Consider the following 16,253-nt stretch of genomic DNA (forward strand, 5'->3'; position numbering starts at 1 on the left):
GTTGACGCCCTGAACGGCGCCCCCACAAGGGCGCCCAAAAAAGGTTGGGGCCTATTCATTCGCCATTTCCTTGAGCACATGTTTCAACGCATCAAGGAAGCGCTCATTTTCACGACTGGTGCCCACGGTGACGCGAAGGTGGTTGGGCATGCCGTAGCCGCTCAAAGGCCGCACAATGACGCCTTGTTTGAGCAAACCTTGATAGATCGGCATGGCTTCTCGCCCGCAATCAAAAGCAATAAAGTTGGCCACCGAAGGAATCTGCTCAAGATTTAGCGTCAGCAAGCCTTCCGCGATCTGTACCAAACCACTGGTATTTTCACTGCGTGAGTTTTCCAGATGGTCTTCGTCAGACAACGCCGCTTGCGCTGCCACCATGGCCGGCGTATTCACGTTGAACGGTTGACGGATACGATTGAGCACATCGGCGATCTGCGGGTTGGATACCCCATAGCCCACACGCAAACCCGCAAGGCCGTGAATTTTAGAGAAGGTTCGCGTTACCACCAGGTTTGGGTATTTTTGCAACCGATCGATGCCGTTTGGGTAATGGCTTTCTTCCACGTATTCAAAATACGCTTCATCCAACACCACAATCACACGCTCAGGAATGCGCGATAAAAATTCATCCAGCGCATGGGCGTTGAACCAAGTACCGGTGGGGTTGTTCGGATTCGCAACGAACATTACGCGGGTACGTTCAGTGACGGCGTCAGCCATTGCCGCCAGATCATGGCCATAAAGATTCGAGCAGACCTGTACCGGTTTGGCGCTACAGCCCAGCGTTACCAAAGGATAAATGGCAAAGGCATATTCGGAAAAAATCGCCTCATCACCGGGCTGCAAATAGGCGCGGGCAATCAGCTCCAATATATCGTTGGAACCATTCCCCAGCGTCAGCTGGTTGCTCGCCACACCCAACGTTTCCGATAACGCGGCTTTCAAGGAGAACCCGGCTCCATCAGGATACAGATGCAGATCATCCAGATGGCGCAGCGCATGCAACGCTTTATGGCTAGGGCCCAGCGGATTTTCATTGCTCGCCAGCTTGACGATATCGGTCACGCCCAGCTCCCGCTCCAGCTCGGCAATGGGCTTGCCGGGCTCATAGGGCTTGAGTTGCTGAACACCGCTGTTGGCGAGTTTGATGTAGTCACAGGTCATTGTTGACTCCTTGAACTGTGGGAGCGGTCGCCCGACCACGAAAGCGCACCCAGGCCAACAATCATGGGCGAACGACGGCTCCCACCGGGATTACGGTGCCAAAGGGTAGGTTACAACACCGCCTTGGGGTACGAACCCAGCAGCTTGATGGTGTTGCCGGCGGCTTCTAGTTTATCCAGCACCGCCTGCAAGGTGTCATCTTCTTTGTGGCCTTCGCAATCCACAAAGAACACATAGCTCCAGTTGGCGGTGCGAGAGGGTCGAGACTCCAGGCGAGTCAGGTTGATGCCCTCATCCCGGAAAGGTGACAAGACCTCATAGAGCAGCCCTGGGCGATTCTTGCCACTGATCATCAGGCTGGTTTTGTCACAGCCTGAGGGCGGAGTGTCTTGACGCCCAATGATGATGAACCGGGTAGTGTTGTCCGGGCGATCTTCGATATTGCGCTGCACCGCAGTAAGCCCATACAGCTCTTCCGCCATTTCCCCAGCGATGGCCAAGGCATTCCACTCGTCTTTCAAGCGGCGCGCAGCCTCTGCGTTAGAGCTAACAGCAATACGCTCCACGCCGGGCATATGGGCGTCCAGCCACTGGCGACACTGGGCTAAAGTTTGCTGGTGGGAATAGACCCGCGTCACCTTATCCTGGCGGGTATGCTCCCCGGCCAGTAGGTGATGATGAATGCGTAACTCCACTTCACCACAGATTTTCAGGCTGGAGGTCATGAAGGTATCCAGGGTGTGATTCACCACCCCTTCGGTGGAGTTTTCCACTGGCACCACACCGTAGTTGGCCGCACCGGACTCCACTTCGCGGAACACTTCATCGATGGCAGCCAGCGGGAGGCTTTCTACCGCATGGCCAAAGTGCTTAAGCGCCGCCTGCTGGGTAAACGTGCCTTCCGGTCCAAGAAACGCGACCTTCATGCGTTGTTCAAGTGCCAAGCATGCGCTCATCACTTCACGGAAAAAACGCGCCATGGTTTCGCCATCCAGCGGCCCCTGATTACGCTCTTTCACCCGGCGCAGCACCTGAGCTTCACGCTCTGGGCGATAGAAAACCGGGTTCGGGTCCGTGGCCGTCTTCACTTCCGCCACCTTATGGGCCAAGGCCGCGCGTTGGTTGAGCAGGTCCTGAAGCTTCTGGTCCAGCTCATCAATTTCGTTACGCAAGTCGTCCAAGGTATTGGTCATATTGACCTCGCAAGCACGCGGCGCCCTTCCCGCAACACGCGAATAAGCGTGGGAGCGTTGGTTACGATCTGGCGCCGACCGTTCAAATTCATTGTTTTACCCACCTTCCAAACAATCACTGTGCTTCGCGACGGCACCAACACATCAAGCAGGGTGTGGTGCGTGCTACATGAAGCGCTTAAGCGTTCTTCTTTTCAAACTCTGCCATGAAGTCGATCAGTGCATCCACCGCCGCTTCGGGCACTGCATTGTAGATGCTGGCGCGCATGCCTCCCACGCTACGGTGGCCTTTGAGGTTCAACAGCCCAGCCGCCTGAGCCTGATCCAAAAATGGCTTGTCGAGGCGATCATCTGCCAGAACAAAAGGCACATTCATACGACTGCGGCTGATCACCTCTACCGGATTACTATAAAGGCCGCTGTGATCAATAAAATGGTACAGCTTTTCCGCCTTACGCTGATTGATTTCGCCCATGTTGCCCACACCGCCCTGCTTTTTAAGCCAGGAGAACACCAAGCCAGACAAGTACCAAGCAAAGGTCGGCGGTGTGTTGTACATGCTGTCATTGTCCGCATGGGTCTGGTAATTGAGCATCGCCGGAACATTGTTTGCTGCCTTGCCAAGCAAATCCTTACGAATAACCACCAGAGTAAGGCCGGCGGGGCCAATATTCTTCTGCGCGCCAGCGTAGATCAGCCCATATTGATTCACATCTATCGGACGAGAAAGGATAGTGGAGCTCATGTCCGCTACCAGTGGGGTATCCCCCACTTGCGGTACAAAGCTGTATTCCAGACCACCGATCGTTTCATTCGGGCAATAATGCACATAGGCCGGATTATCAGAGAGATTCCAGCTTTCCTGGAGCGGCACCGTGGAGAAGTTAGTGTCTTCGCTGCTGGCAGCCACATTGATGTTGCCGTAGCGCCCAGCTTCCTTGATGGCCTTTTTGGACCACTGTCCGGTGTTGATATAATCCGCCGTTTCCCCATCGCCTAACAAATTCATAGGCACCATGGCGAACTGACTGGACGCCCCGCCCTGCAGAAATAGCACAGCGTAATCATCGCTGATGCCCATCAGGTCGCGTAGGTCTTTTTCGGCTTGCTCGGCAATCTCTACAAAAACGTTATCGCGATGGCTCATTTCCATAATGGAAAGACCCAGACCCCGATAATCCAGCATTTCCTGCTGGGCTTGTTCGAGTACTGCCTGCGGCAATGCCGCCGGACCTGCGCAGAAGTTATAGGCGCGGGACATGCATATTTCTCCGTGACTGAATTAAAAGTACAAAACCGGTTAATCAAAGAAGCCCGGTAACACCGGGCTTGGGTATAACAACAAAGCAGGTTTAAAGCCGCGCAAGAGCCCCTTTCAAGATGCAAACCCTCCTTTGAATGAGAAGATTCGCGCCTCAAATGGTGCTCCTACAGACTCATTCCTCGGCGTCGTCCGAAGCGTCTGATTTCGGCGCTTCTGGGGTTGCTTCACCGTCCAGCACCTCATCGGCTTCGCCGTCCTCTTCTTCGACACCTTCCAACTCAGGAATAGTAGCCAGACCGCACAATGCCTCGCCATCGGCCAAGCGAATCAAGCGAACACCCTGAGTGTTACGACCAGACGTACTCACCTGATTTACACCGGTACGCACCAAGGTGCCCTGGTTAGAAATCAGCATGATGTCTTCTTCGCCAAACACCTGAGTGGCGCCCACCAGCTCACCGTTTCGCTCGTTGATCACCATGGCAATCACACCTTGGCCGCCACGCCCCTTGGTGGGATAGTCAGTGAGCGGGGTACGCTTGCCATAACCGTGCTCAGAGGCGGTAAGAATCTGGCCATTTTCTTCCGGCACAATCAGGGAAATAACGTCCACCCCTTCGGCCAGCTTGATACCCCGCACACCACGAGCCAGACGGCTCATAACACGCACTTTGGACTGATGGAAACGCACGGCTTTACCGTTGCGGGCAACCAGCATGATGTCTTCGTGGCCTTGAGTAATGGCCACGTTCACCAGATGTTCGCCTTCCTGCAATTTCACCGCAATCAAACCGGAGCTGCGTGGACGGGCAAAGTTGGCCAGGGCGGTCCGCTTAACGATACCGCTGGACGTGGCCATGAAGATAAAGGGTCCAGGAACGGTATCAGTCACCGCCTCGACTTCACCCTCAACCTCAACATCACTATCTGTCTCGTCTTCGATTACGTCAGCGGCGTCATCTACATCAACAATGTCTTCTTCGCCACCGGCTTTCTGCTGGCGCACCATGTCGGCATCCAGACGCAAAATAGCGGTAATACGTTCGTCAGCACCCAATGCCGGCAGCAGGTTAACAATTGGTTTGCCACGCGATGCCCGGCCCCCCTGAGGCAACTCAAAGGTACGCAACCAGAACACCTTGCCCGCATTGGTAAACAGCAACAGGGTATCGTGGGTGCCGGCTACCAGCAGGTGCTCCACATAATCCTGATCTTTTAGCTGGCCCGCAGACTTGCCGCGACCACCACGCTTCTGAGCACGGTAGGTGTCGATGGGCTGCATTTTGGCATAACCACCGTTGGACAGGGTCACCACCACGGTTTCTTCAGCAATCAGGTCTTCCATGCTGAAGTCCTGACGGGACGCAACGATCTCGGAACGGCGCTCGTCAGCGTATTCTTCACGGACCGCCTGTAGTTCTTCGCGGATCACTTCCATGAGACGCTCGGGGTTACCGAGAATCTTCAGCAGTTCAGCGATCTGCTCCAGCAGCTCCTGATAGTCATTGATCAGTTTTTCCCGTTCCAGACCGGTCAGCTTCTGCAAGCGCAGGTCCAAAATCGCCTGGGCCTGTTCCGGGCTCAGGTGATAAAGGCCATCAACCAGGCCATATTGTTCATCCAGGCCATCCGGGCGCGCCGCGTTTTCACCACCGGCACGCTCCAACATTTGCAGCACGTCACCGGGCTTCCAGCCCTTGTCCAACAGCTTGGCCTTGGCTTCAGCGCCGCTGGGTGAGGCCTTGATCAGCTCGATAACCGGATCAATATTGCTCAGGGCAACCGCCAGGCCTTCCAGCAGGTGAGCCTTTTCGCGGGCTTTACGTAATTCATAAACGGTTCGACGAGTCACCACTTCCCTGCGGTGACGGATAAAGGCATCCAGCAGTTCACGCAGGTTAAGAATCTTCGGCTGGCCATCTACCAAGGCCACAGTATTGATACCGAATACCGACTCCATCTGGGTCTGTTGGTACAGATTATTAAGCACTACCTCGGCATTTTCGCCACGGCGCAGCTCAATCACGATGCGCATACCTTCTTTATCAGACTCGTCGCGCAGTTCAGTGATGCCTTCGATTTTCTTGTCTTTCACCAGCTCGGCGATCTTCTCGATCAGCCGCGCCTTATTCACCTGATAAGGGATCTCAGTGACGATAATGGCTTCTTTACCGCTCTTGTCGGTGGCTTCAATTTCCGCACGAGCGCGCATATAAACGCGGCCCCGACCGGTACGGTAAGCCTGCACGATTCCCGCACGGCCATTAATAATGCCGGCAGTGGGAAAGTCTGGACCCTTGATGTATTCCATCAAGTCATCCGGAGTGAGGCTATCGTCATCAATCAGTGCCAAACAGCCATCCACCACTTCGCCCAGGTTATGGGGCGGAATGTTGGTGGCCATGCCCACAGCAATACCGGAAGAGCCGTTGACCAACAGGTTAGGCACTCGAGTGGGCATCACATCGGGGATACGTTCCGTGCCGTCGTAGTTGTCGACGAAATCCACGGTTTCCTTGTCCAGATCCGCCAGCAGTTCATGGGCGATCTTGGCCATGCGCACTTCGGTGTAACGCATGGCAGCAGCGGAATCACCATCGATGGAACCAAAGTTACCTTGGCCATCCACCAGCATGTAGCGCAGGGAAAAAGGCTGCGCCATCCGCACGATGGTGTCGTATACCGCTGAATCACCGTGGGGGTGGTATTTACCAATCACGTCACCAACCACACGGGCCGATTTCTTGTAGGCCTTATTCCAATCGTTATTCAGCTCGTGCATGGCGAACAGCACGCGGCGATGCACCGGCTTGAGGCCATCGCGCACATCCGGCAACGCCCGCCCAACGATTACGCTCATGGCGTAATCTAGGTATGACTGCTTGAGTTCGTCTTCGATGTTGACCGGGGTAACTTCTCTGGCGAGATCCGTCATAGCGATCCTTACTATCCACAAGGTGTTGGGAAAGCCCCTGCGGCTTCCCCAAGCCGGCCCATTTTCGGGCCGATTTCACGGGGTGCCCATGGCCACCCGTGCAGTCTGTTCTTATAGGCCGAGGTATTTCGGGGGACATTCGCCCTGCCCGACTCCACTGCCATTGCGAATTCCGATCTATAAAGCCCGGAAAAGCCCGGGATGATAGCACAGCTGGAGGGTATCGGCGCCATCTCTGCGTCGAAGCTCGCAAGATGGCGCCCCTTGCCAACATGCAAACAGTTTACCGTCACGCAGTCAGGGCAAGATCCACCGCGACACGCTATACTGCGGCGCACAATTCGGGGGTTACTGCCCCCAGTTCGAGCAAGGAGTTATGCATGAGCGACAATCAGGCTGACCTGATCGTCCACGCCCGCTGGATTGCCCCTGTGGCCCCGCAGGAAGCGGTGCTGGAGAACCATGCCGTGGTGGTCAAAGACGGTCGCATTGCCGACCTGCTCCCCAGCGCCCTGGCTAACGTAAAGTGGCAAAGCGAAGAGCAACAGCACCTGGGTGATCACCTGCTAATCCCAGGCTTGGTCAATGCCCATACCCACGCGGCCATGAACTTGCTACGCGGCATCGCCGATGACCTGCCGCTAATGACTTGGCTGGAAAAACATATCTGGCCCGCCGAAGGCCGCTTTGTCAGTGAAACCTTTGTCTACGACGGTACCCGGCTCGCCGCAGCAGAAATGATCCGTTCCGGCACCACTTGCTTTGCCGATATGTATTTCTTCCCCGCCAATGCCGCCCGCGCCACGGTTGAAGCCGGCCTGCGCGCCAGCCTGTTCTGCCCGCTGCTGGACTTCCCCACCCCTATGGGCTCCGGGCCGGAGGAGTATTTGCGCTTGGCCACCGACGCCATGGATGAATGGCAACATGAGCCGCGCATCCAGATCGGCTTTGGCCCCCATGCCCCCTATACGGTGTCCGATGGACCTCTGCAGAAAGTACTCACCCTCGCCGAAGAGTTGGACGTACCAATAATGATGCACGTGCACGAAACAGCCGGGGAGATCCAGATGGAGGTGCGCAACACTGGCGAGCGCCCCCTGACCCGGCTGCATAATCTGGGCTTGCTATCACCGCGCCTGCTGGCCGTTCACATGACCCAACTCACCGATGAAGAAATCGCTTTGGTGGCACAAACCGGCACCCACGTTGTGCATTGCCCGGAATCCAACCTGAAACTGGCCAGTGGCTTCGCGCCGGTTGAGAAACTACGCAAAGCCAATATTAACGTAGCGCTAGGCACCGACGGGGCCGCCAGCAATAATGATCTGGACATGCTGGGTGAAGCCCGCACCGCCGCTTTTTTAACCAAGGGCGTCAGCCTGCAGGCGGATGCGCAACCGGCCATGGAAACACTGAAAATGGCCACCCTGAATGGCGCCAAAGCATTGGGTCGAGATAACGAAATCGGCTCGTTGGAAATGGGTAAACAGGCGGATATGGTGGCTGTGGATTTGAACCGACTGGAGACCCAGCCGGTCTATGACCCAGTGGCCCAATTGATTTACGCTGCCACCCGCGACCAGATCACCCACACATGGGTGGGCGGGCGCTGCCTGATGGATAACCGCCAGCTAACCACACTCAACGAAGCCCTGATCCTCAAGAATGCCAAGCAGTGGCAAGAAAAAATCGCCGGAGCCGACCGTGACTGAACAGCAAACCCACACCCCGAACGTAGACGCCGGCGAAATCGCCAAGTTCAACGCCCTGGCTGAGCAGTGGTGGGACCCCAATTCCCAATTCCGCCCGCTGCACGACATTAATCCGTTGCGCCTGAACTATATCGACGAGCGCGTCAGCCTGCCGAGCAAAAAAGTCATTGATATCGGCTGCGGTGGCGGCCTGCTTTCCGAAGGCATGGCCCGACGCGGCGCAGAAGTAACCGGCATCGACATGGGCGAAGCCCCGCTGGCGGTCGCCCGCATTCACGCAGAACACGCCGGCGTAGCGGTGGAATACCTGCAAATCCCGGCGGAACAGATCGCCGAACAGCGCGCCGGCCAGTATGACGTGGTCACCTGCCTGGAAATGCTCGAACACGTACCGGATCCCTCCTCGGTGATTCGCGCCTGCGCCACCCTGGTGAAACCCGGCGGGCAAGTCTTTTTCAGCACCATCAACCGCAATCCCAAGGCGTTCATGTTTGCCATTGTCGGCGCGGAATATGTGCTGCGCCTGCTACCGCGCGGCACCCACGAATACGCCAAACTGATTAAACCCTCCGAGCTGGCTGGCTGGGCCCGCGATGCGGGGCTGGATGTACAAGACACCGCCGGGATGGTTTATAACCCGCTCACCCAGGTTTACAAACTGAATCGGGATGTATCGGTGAATTACTTGATGCACGCCCGCAAGGGCGACTGATTGCCTGCGGGAGCCAATAATGGAACGCCTTGAAGCCGTTTATTTCGATTTGGATGGCACCCTTATCGATACCGCCCCGGACTTTTATACGGTACTCAATACATTGCTGGAAAAGCATAGTCGCCCCACAGTGAGCTACTCTGCGGTGCGCGCTAATGTATCCAATGGCGCGCGCGCGCTCACCGAACTCGGTTTTGGTGTTGGCCCCGACGATGCAAGCTTTGCTCTGTTGCTGAACGAACTGCTCAATGCCTACGAACAGCATCTGGCCGTGGATACGGTATTGTTCCCAGGCTTGGAGGACGTGCTCGACTGGCTGGACGCTCAGCAACTGCCCTGGGGTATCGTCACCAACAAACCCGACCGCTTTACCGGCCCCGTACTGGAAGGGCTCAAGCTGCACCAACGCGTTGGCCCGGTGATTTGCCCGGAGCACGTCAAGCAACGCAAACCCGACCCGGAAGGCCTATTGATTGCCGCCAACGCCGACCAGGTAAAACCCGCACATTGCCTGTATGTGGGCGATCACCTGCGCGACATTCAAGCTGGCAAGAATGCGGGCATGGCCACCGCCGTTGCCGCCTTTGGTTACATCGATGCAGACGACGACCCTCGTGGCTGGCAGGCAGATTATTACCTGGAAGACGGCAGCGACCTGCTGCCGCTTTTGCAGAAACTCTATACATAAAACGCGGACTAAACTAATCATAGGGCAGCACTAGAACGGCAATTAAGGCAGATGCCCGCTCCACCTTACGGTTAGTTACAGCACCTAAGTCAGGCCTCGTGCTTGGCGAAAGCGACACAGGAACCACCATGACTGATATCCAACAACAAGCCCTCAATTACCAATGCGCTGAAGACACCTTCAAAGGTCGTATTATCCTCGTCACTGGTGCAGGCGCCGGCATCGGCCGCAGCGCCGCGCTGGCCCTGGCAGCCCATGGCGCCACGGTCATTCTGCTAGGCCGCACCCAGGAAAAACTGGAAGCGGTGTACGATGAAATCAAAGCCGCGGGTGGCCCGGAGCCCGCGCTGGCGCCGGTGAATCTAACGGTCGCTCGCCCGGAAGATTTTCAGGAACTGGCCGGGCTTTTTGACAAAGAGTTCGGGCGACTGGATGGCATCTTGCACAACGCATCCATGCTCGGCGACATTACGCCTATGGATCGTTATGCCACTGGCACCTGGGATTCGGTCATGCAAACCAATGTGAATAGCGCTTTCTATCTAACCCAAGCCATGTTGCCGTTGCTGCGCGCCAGCGACGATGCTCGCCTGCTATTTACATCCTCCAGCGTGGGGCGCAAAGGCCGTGCTTTCTGGGGTGCCTATGCGGTCTCCAAGGCGGCCACTGAAAACCTAGCCCAAGTGCTGGCGGAAGAACTGGAAAACACCAGCAACATTCGCGTCAACACCGTTAACCCTGGCGGTACGCGCACCGACATGCGCGCCATGGCCTACCCCGGCGAAGACCCTCTCACATTGAAGACCCCCGCCGACATCATGGCCCCCTATCTGTTCTTGTTGGGCCCGGATAGCCGAAACGTCACCGGCGCATCTATCGATGCTCAACCGAAGTAACAACGGCAAGTTCAAAGTAGAACGGTCAACGTTGGAAAGAGGCAATCACGTCAGCAGCGTGTTGGTACGGTTCAATGCTCGCGGCTAAATGCAGCGCGGGCATTGTCCTGAATATCCCCTGAACCCTTTACCCCGTTTGAAATTTGCACTTTTTGGCACTTTCAGTACGTTCAACGCGTCCCACCTTTGACCGTTTCCCCACAGCTTGCCGTAACGCGGTCACCCACTGCGCCAAAGCCCTCCTTTCTATGCTCGTCACGTGCTATCTCTATAGGCTATAAAACAATCACAACAGTTCTTGCCGTGACAACCTGCCGCATTTTTCAAAAACACACAGTCCTGTTACCGCAAGGTTGCTTATAACAACAACTCGGCCTGGAGATCCCCATGCACATCCGACTTTCTGTTTTTTTTGTTCTTAGCCTACTATGTGCCACCCTGAGCGCCACCACGCTGACCAACGCACAGAAAGAACAATTACGAGGACTGCTGCCCGGCGTCACGCTCAACGACAACACCCTTGAAAAGCTGGAAGACATTTTTTATACCCGTGAAATGCCGGTTCGCAGCCGGCTCAAAGCCATCAGCCAAATGGTGGGCTTGGACCAAATGCCCGCTGGCAGCGCACTGAAACGCACCATCTGCATTTGGGATATTGGCGGGCGCAATGGGCCGGTGTTTAATGTCGCCATGGAGCAACGAGCACTGGCCATCGAGTACGGCATCAATTTGGACATGGTGCCTTACACCAACGAAACGGTGATGGTGGAAGAGCTCAAGGCCGGCCTCTGTGACGCGGCCTTGATGAGCGGCATGCGCGCACGCCAGTTCAACCTTTACAGCGGCAGCGTCGATGCCATTGGTGCCGTTCCCAGCGACCAGCATATGCAAACTCTTCTACAGGTCCTCGCCCATCCCAAACAGGCTGGTCATATGGTGCAAGGGGATTACGTAGTAATGGGCATCTACCCTGCCGGTGCCGCCCATATTTTTGTCAACGATCGCAGCATCAGTTCACTGGCCAAGGCCGCCGGCCACCGCGTAGCGGTGTTGGATTATGATCAGACCCAAGCGCAAATGGTCGCCGCCATTGGCGCAACACCGATTGCCACCGACATCGTTTCCGCGCCTAACAAATTCAATAATGGGCAAATCGATATTTTGCCCGCCCCATTAGTGGCATATGAACTTCTTGAGCTTTATAAAGGCATGAGTCCAGATGGCGGCATCGTCGACTACCCACTGACGCAGCTTTCCATGCAGCTCATCGGAAGACTGGATAAATTCCCCAACGAAGTAGCGCAACTGATACGCGAAGCATCATTCGAGGCCTATCCAACGGTTATAAAGCGCGTCGAACAGGAAACCAAACGGGTACCCGAGCGTTGGATGATTCATATCCCAGAGAAAGACAAACAAGAATACGAAGTCATGATGCAGGACGCTCGCGACGCGCTACGCGAACAAGGCTATTACAGTGGCGACATGTTGACGTTGCAGCGCAAGATCCGCTGCAAGTTCAACCCAGCTCGCTCTGAGTGCAGCATCAGCCAATAGGTGAGCGACAACACTTACTGGAAACCCTGCGCGCCCTGACTTTCGGAAAGCTTTGTACAATTGTCATACAACAGGTAAAACTTCGCCACACGGCGAAATGCTATAAACGCCCCCATTGAATGACACAGGAATCGTCATGGGGACGTTTAGGTATCTATGCTCAGCACTGCTGTTGGTTGCTGCAACCCATAGCAGTGCTCTGGCACTGACCGATAAACAAAAAACACAACTCAAGCAGGCCCGACAATCCATGGGGCTTGCCGACGGTGAAATGCTGAAAAGGCACATATGCCTTTGGGATTTATCCGGGCGTTCCGGGCCGATATATAATGGCGCCACCAATTTACGCATAGATTTGTTGCGCTATAATATTGATATCAGTCTAGAAGCCTTCACTAATGAAGGTGTGTTGGTTGCCTCTTTGAAAAACGGTCACTGTGATGCCGCGCTAATGAGCGGGTTCCGGGCTCGTCATTTTAACCGTTTCACCGGCAGCATTGATGCACTGGGCGCCCTGCCTACACTGGAGCATGTAAACGTTTTACTGCGCACCCTTGCTCACCCACAACTGGCCGAAAAAATGGCCAGCAATAAGTATCAGACCCTAGCCATTACGCCTGCTGGAGCGGCCTACCTTTTCGTCAATGATCGGGCGCTCAACTCCCTTTCAAAAGTAGCAGGAAAAAAAGTTGCGGTGCTAGATTTCGATCCTGGTCAATCCAAATTGGTTACCCATATCGGTGCCACCCCCGTCGCCAGCACTCTCGCTACTGCTCCCAGTCAATTCAATAATGGCAGTGTTGATGTGTTACCCGCCCCGTTGATTGCCTATCAAGCCCTAGAACTTTACAAAGGCATGGAGCCCAATGGCGGCATCGTGGACTACCCCATCGTACAATTGACCGCGCAACTGATCGCTCATGCAGATCGCTTCCCCCCCGCCTTTTCGGCATTGATTCGTGAAATTGCAACAGACAGTTTCCAAGCGGTACAAAGCACGCTGAAAAAAGAAGCGGATCGCATTCCCTCTCACTGGTGGATTTCACTTCCCGAAGACGAAAAGCAGAACTACAACAGCTTGATGCGCGATGCACGTATCAAGCTACGCGATAGCGAATATTATGACCCCACCATGTTGAACATCATGAAACGTATTCGTTGCAGCCTAGAAGCGGGTCGCCCCGAATGCAGCCAAAGCATTGAGTAATAAACAACATATCTTTTGCTCATCTCTCCCCCGAGCCGGCCAAGCTAATGAGCGACACTGCCAGTATAGCTGTAGACCACAGCACCTTATGGCAACAACAAACGATAATAGCCATGGAGGCTATCGTGAGATTTTTTCGTTACTTTTTTCTTTCTTTTCTACTAGTCGGCAGCGCATTTCTTCATGCCAATGAAGCCTTTGATCTGACGCCGGCCCAACGGGCCGAACTAGAGCGCTTTGCCCCCGGTGTGGAATTTACACCGGAACTGGCGGCCACATTGCGTGCGATAGCCTATGACCAGAACCGTAGTCTGGATGAACGGATCAAAGCCATGCAGAAAGCTGCGGGATTCAGTCTGGGCGAGCCCCTCAAACGTCGAATTTGCATCTGGGATATTGGCGGTCGCTCCGGGCCAATTTTCAAGGCAGCTGAGGACCAGCGTACCCGGCTACGGCAATATGGTGTGGATCTTCATATCGAGCCCTACACCAAAGAAAGCGTAGCAGCCGAAGATCTCAAAGCCGGCCTCTGTGATGCAGCGCTGATTACAGGGTTACGGGGCCGCCAATTCAACAAATATACCGGCACCATCGATGCCATTGGCGCCCTGCCAACCCAAGAGCACATGCACATCCTTCTGCAAGCCCTTGCCAGCCCGAAAAGCGCGGACAAGATGATCAGCGGTGAGTATGTCATACTCGGCGTTGCACCGGCTGGTGGCGCTTATATTTTCGTCAATGACAAGAACATTAACACTCTAGCCAAAGCTGCAGGGAAGCGCGTGGCCGTGCTCGACTATGATCCCACACAAGCGGAAATGGTTTCACAGATTGGCGCGACGCCAATTGCATCGGATATCGTTTCAGCACCGAATAAATTCAACAACGGCGTGGTTGACGTTATCGTCGCACCACTACTCGCCTACGAATTACTGGAACTGTACAAAGGAATGGGGCCGAATGGCGGTATCATTGATTACCCGCTGGCTCAAATCACCATGCAGCTGATCGGTCGCAAAGACAAATTCCCGAATGAAGTAGCACAGCTGGTGCGCGAAGAATTCTACAAAAGCTACCCTCTAATCATGGAACGACTGAATCTTGAAGCCGTCAAAGTGCCAGAACGCTGGATGATCCAGATTCCGCCAGAAGATAAAAAAGAATATCAAATAATGATGCAGGAAGCGCGTCTACGGCTACGCCAAAAAGGCTACTATGATGCCAACATGCTGACCCTGCAACGCAAGGTTCGTTGCAAGCTCGACGCCACCCGAGCGGAATGCAGTAATCCGGTGGAATAAACGCAGAAATAAGCCACAAACTACAACGCGTAGCCAAAAGCCCTGCCACACGGTTATCACGCTACCCGCGGCTTCAATTCAAGAGTTCAAACCCAAAATTCTAAAAGGAAAACGAAGACACTTTCCTCGTTCTCCTTTTCTATCTTCTTTGCTGCTAACGGCTAATTCTAATGTAAAAATCCGCCAGGTATTTCCTCTATGGAACCAAACATATCGACCCGGTTATCACTGAACATGTCCATTTCCGGGGCCAACACCTGCACATAACGATCAAAATAGAGAAACTGCTTTAGCAATAAGGCGAACTCCCGCGGGAATCGAATACCATGCCCCTCACCAATTTTCACGATATCTACCAGCAGGCTGTTCACTTCCTTGTCGTTACGGTCTGCCTGCATCAGCGCAGAAGGATCCACCTGGCCCAACGCTCCCTGCAATCCTTCAATATCCCGCGCCAACGCTGCAACATCTACTTCGTCACGAGTCATTCCGATCACGACCATGGCTTCCGCCATCTTTCGCACATCCCCACGACCAATGGCATCAAAGAAAGCCGCCATACCATTCCAGGCTTCACGACGAATACGCCCGACGATGCCAAAATCAATAAATCCGACTCGGCCATCCTCTAGCAGCATTAAATTACCCGCATGAACATCTGCATGGAAGAAGTCACACATCATAAGGCTAGAAAACCACGTGTTCAGCGCAGAAATCAACGTACCCGCCGGATCGTCGGTATACTTCTTTAGTACATTCATATCCGTTAGAGGCACGCCAAAAAAACGCTCCATGGTCAGGACTTTACCCGTGGTATGTGACATAACGGGTTCTGGCGCTATGGCCTGAGTGTTACCGGTATTGCGCAGGAAAACATTAAACGCTTTAAGATTGCCCGCTTCTTTTATGAAATCGCACTCTTCCAGCATGCCCGCCTGTAACTCTTCAATGACCCCCGAAATAGCAGAACGTGACAACCCCGGCGCCAACCGTTCAGTAAGTCTTGCCGCGAAGTACAAGAAATTGAAATCTGTAAGCAAAACATTCTTTACACCCGGGCGTTGAACCTTAATTACCACATCGCGACCATCCTTCAATTTTGCCGCGTGCACTTGTGCAATTGACGCACTGGCTAATGGTTTAGGGTCCACAAATTCATAAAGCGTCTCCAGGCTGGAGCCTAGCTCGGCTTCAACAGTATCCCGAATGTAATGAAAAGGTAGGGGGGGAGTCCTGTCGAGACAGCGTTGAAACTCCTCGACATACTCTTCAGGGAAAATTGATGGGGAACTGGCAATAAATTGGCCTAATTTAATGTATGTCGTCCCTAAAGATTCGAAGGTGGCACGCAGCAAAGCCGGGATTGGCGGGCGATCACCGAGCGCCCAGCCTAGCCCATGGCGCCCCACTACACCCAACGTTTCGAGTATTCGTAGTCCGCCCCGTGCCGTATTCAGTGCCAGGGAAAGGCCACTGCGTTCGCCCTCCAGCCAGGCCCGCATATCTTTGACGTCACTGTGATCACTCATAATAAAGTCGTATCTATTTTATGAAGTACATGATTTATCGGATAGAAACCATGATATAGCAAATTTATTGTTTGTAATTGCTTGAAGGATTTTTT

Annotated in this window: 12 protein-coding genes; 7 read left to right on the plus strand and 5 right to left on the minus strand. The window is 54.4% G+C overall.

What is annotated here, in order from left to right:
• Positions 1–51: 51 nt before the first annotated feature.
• The 4 genes from hisC to gyrA all read right to left on the minus strand — a co-directional run bounded on the left by hisC (position 52) and on the right by gyrA (position 6,556).
• Positions 52–1,164, minus strand: coding sequence for a histidinol-phosphate transaminase (hisC, locus tag ABO_RS09025; RefSeq protein WP_011589029.1), 1,113 nt, complete (start codon positions 1,162–1,164; stop codon positions 52–54).
• A 110-nt stretch (positions 1,165–1,274) separates the two neighbouring features.
• Positions 1,275–2,357, minus strand: coding sequence for a prephenate dehydratase (gene pheA, locus ABO_RS09030; RefSeq protein ID WP_011589030.1), 1,083 nt, complete (start codon positions 2,355–2,357; stop codon positions 1,275–1,277).
• A 178-nt stretch (positions 2,358–2,535) separates the two neighbouring features.
• The gene (serC, locus tag ABO_RS09035; RefSeq protein ID WP_011589031.1) at positions 2,536–3,618 is read right to left on the minus strand and encodes a 3-phosphoserine/phosphohydroxythreonine transaminase; all 1,083 of its coding nucleotides are present in this window, start codon (positions 3,616–3,618) and stop codon (positions 2,536–2,538) included.
• Between the two features lie 175 nt (positions 3,619–3,793).
• Positions 3,794–6,556, minus strand: a complete 2,763-nt coding sequence (gene gyrA / locus ABO_RS09040) for a DNA gyrase subunit A (protein WP_011589032.1) — start codon at positions 6,554–6,556, stop codon at positions 3,794–3,796.
• A 380-nt stretch (positions 6,557–6,936) separates the two neighbouring features.
• Here gyrA and ABO_RS09045 point away from each other — a divergent pair, with 380 nt between their 5' ends.
• From ABO_RS09045 to ABO_RS09075, 7 genes are all read left to right on the plus strand, one after another.
• Positions 6,937–8,268, plus strand: coding sequence for a TRZ/ATZ family hydrolase (locus ABO_RS09045; protein WP_011589033.1), 1,332 nt, complete (start codon positions 6,937–6,939; stop codon positions 8,266–8,268).
• Complete coding sequence (ubiG, locus tag ABO_RS09050) at positions 8,261–8,980, plus strand: bifunctional 2-polyprenyl-6-hydroxyphenol methylase/3-demethylubiquinol 3-O-methyltransferase UbiG (RefSeq protein WP_041704977.1); 720 nt, start codon at positions 8,261–8,263, stop codon at positions 8,978–8,980. The genes ABO_RS09045 and ubiG overlap by 8 nt, the downstream gene beginning before the upstream one ends.
• A gap of 19 nt (positions 8,981–8,999) precedes the next feature.
• On the plus strand, positions 9,000–9,668 hold the full coding sequence (locus ABO_RS09055; RefSeq protein ID WP_011589035.1) for an HAD-IA family hydrolase: 669 nt from the start codon (positions 9,000–9,002) through the stop codon (positions 9,666–9,668).
• A 128-nt stretch (positions 9,669–9,796) separates the two neighbouring features.
• Positions 9,797–10,564, plus strand: coding sequence for a YciK family oxidoreductase (locus ABO_RS09060; RefSeq protein ID WP_011589036.1), 768 nt, complete (start codon positions 9,797–9,799; stop codon positions 10,562–10,564).
• Positions 10,565–10,951: 387 nt separating this feature from the next.
• Positions 10,952–12,121: a putative solute-binding protein gene (locus ABO_RS09065; RefSeq protein ID WP_011589037.1), complete on the plus strand. Its 1,170-nt coding sequence runs from the start codon at positions 10,952–10,954 to the stop codon at positions 12,119–12,121.
• A gap of 136 nt (positions 12,122–12,257) precedes the next feature.
• Positions 12,258–13,328 carry a putative solute-binding protein gene (locus tag ABO_RS09070; RefSeq protein ID WP_011589038.1) on the plus strand — a complete coding sequence of 357 codons (1,071 nt, stop codon included), beginning with the start codon at positions 12,258–12,260 and terminating at the stop codon, positions 13,326–13,328.
• A 125-nt stretch (positions 13,329–13,453) separates the two neighbouring features.
• A complete protein-coding gene (locus ABO_RS09075) occupies positions 13,454–14,629 on the plus strand; it encodes a putative solute-binding protein (protein ID WP_011589039.1) in 1,176 nt (391 codons plus the stop codon).
• A gap of 167 nt (positions 14,630–14,796) precedes the next feature.
• Here the strand turns inward: ABO_RS09075 and ABO_RS09080 are convergent, their stop codons facing one another.
• Positions 14,797–16,158, minus strand: a complete 1,362-nt coding sequence (locus ABO_RS09080; RefSeq protein ID WP_011589040.1) for an ABC1 kinase family protein — start codon at positions 16,156–16,158, stop codon at positions 14,797–14,799.
• Positions 16,159–16,253: the final 95 nt, after the last annotated feature.

Origin of the sequence: Alcanivorax borkumensis SK2, from assembly GCF_000009365.1 — a bacterium.
GTDB lineage: Bacteria > Pseudomonadota > Gammaproteobacteria > Pseudomonadales > Alcanivoracaceae > Alcanivorax > Alcanivorax borkumensis.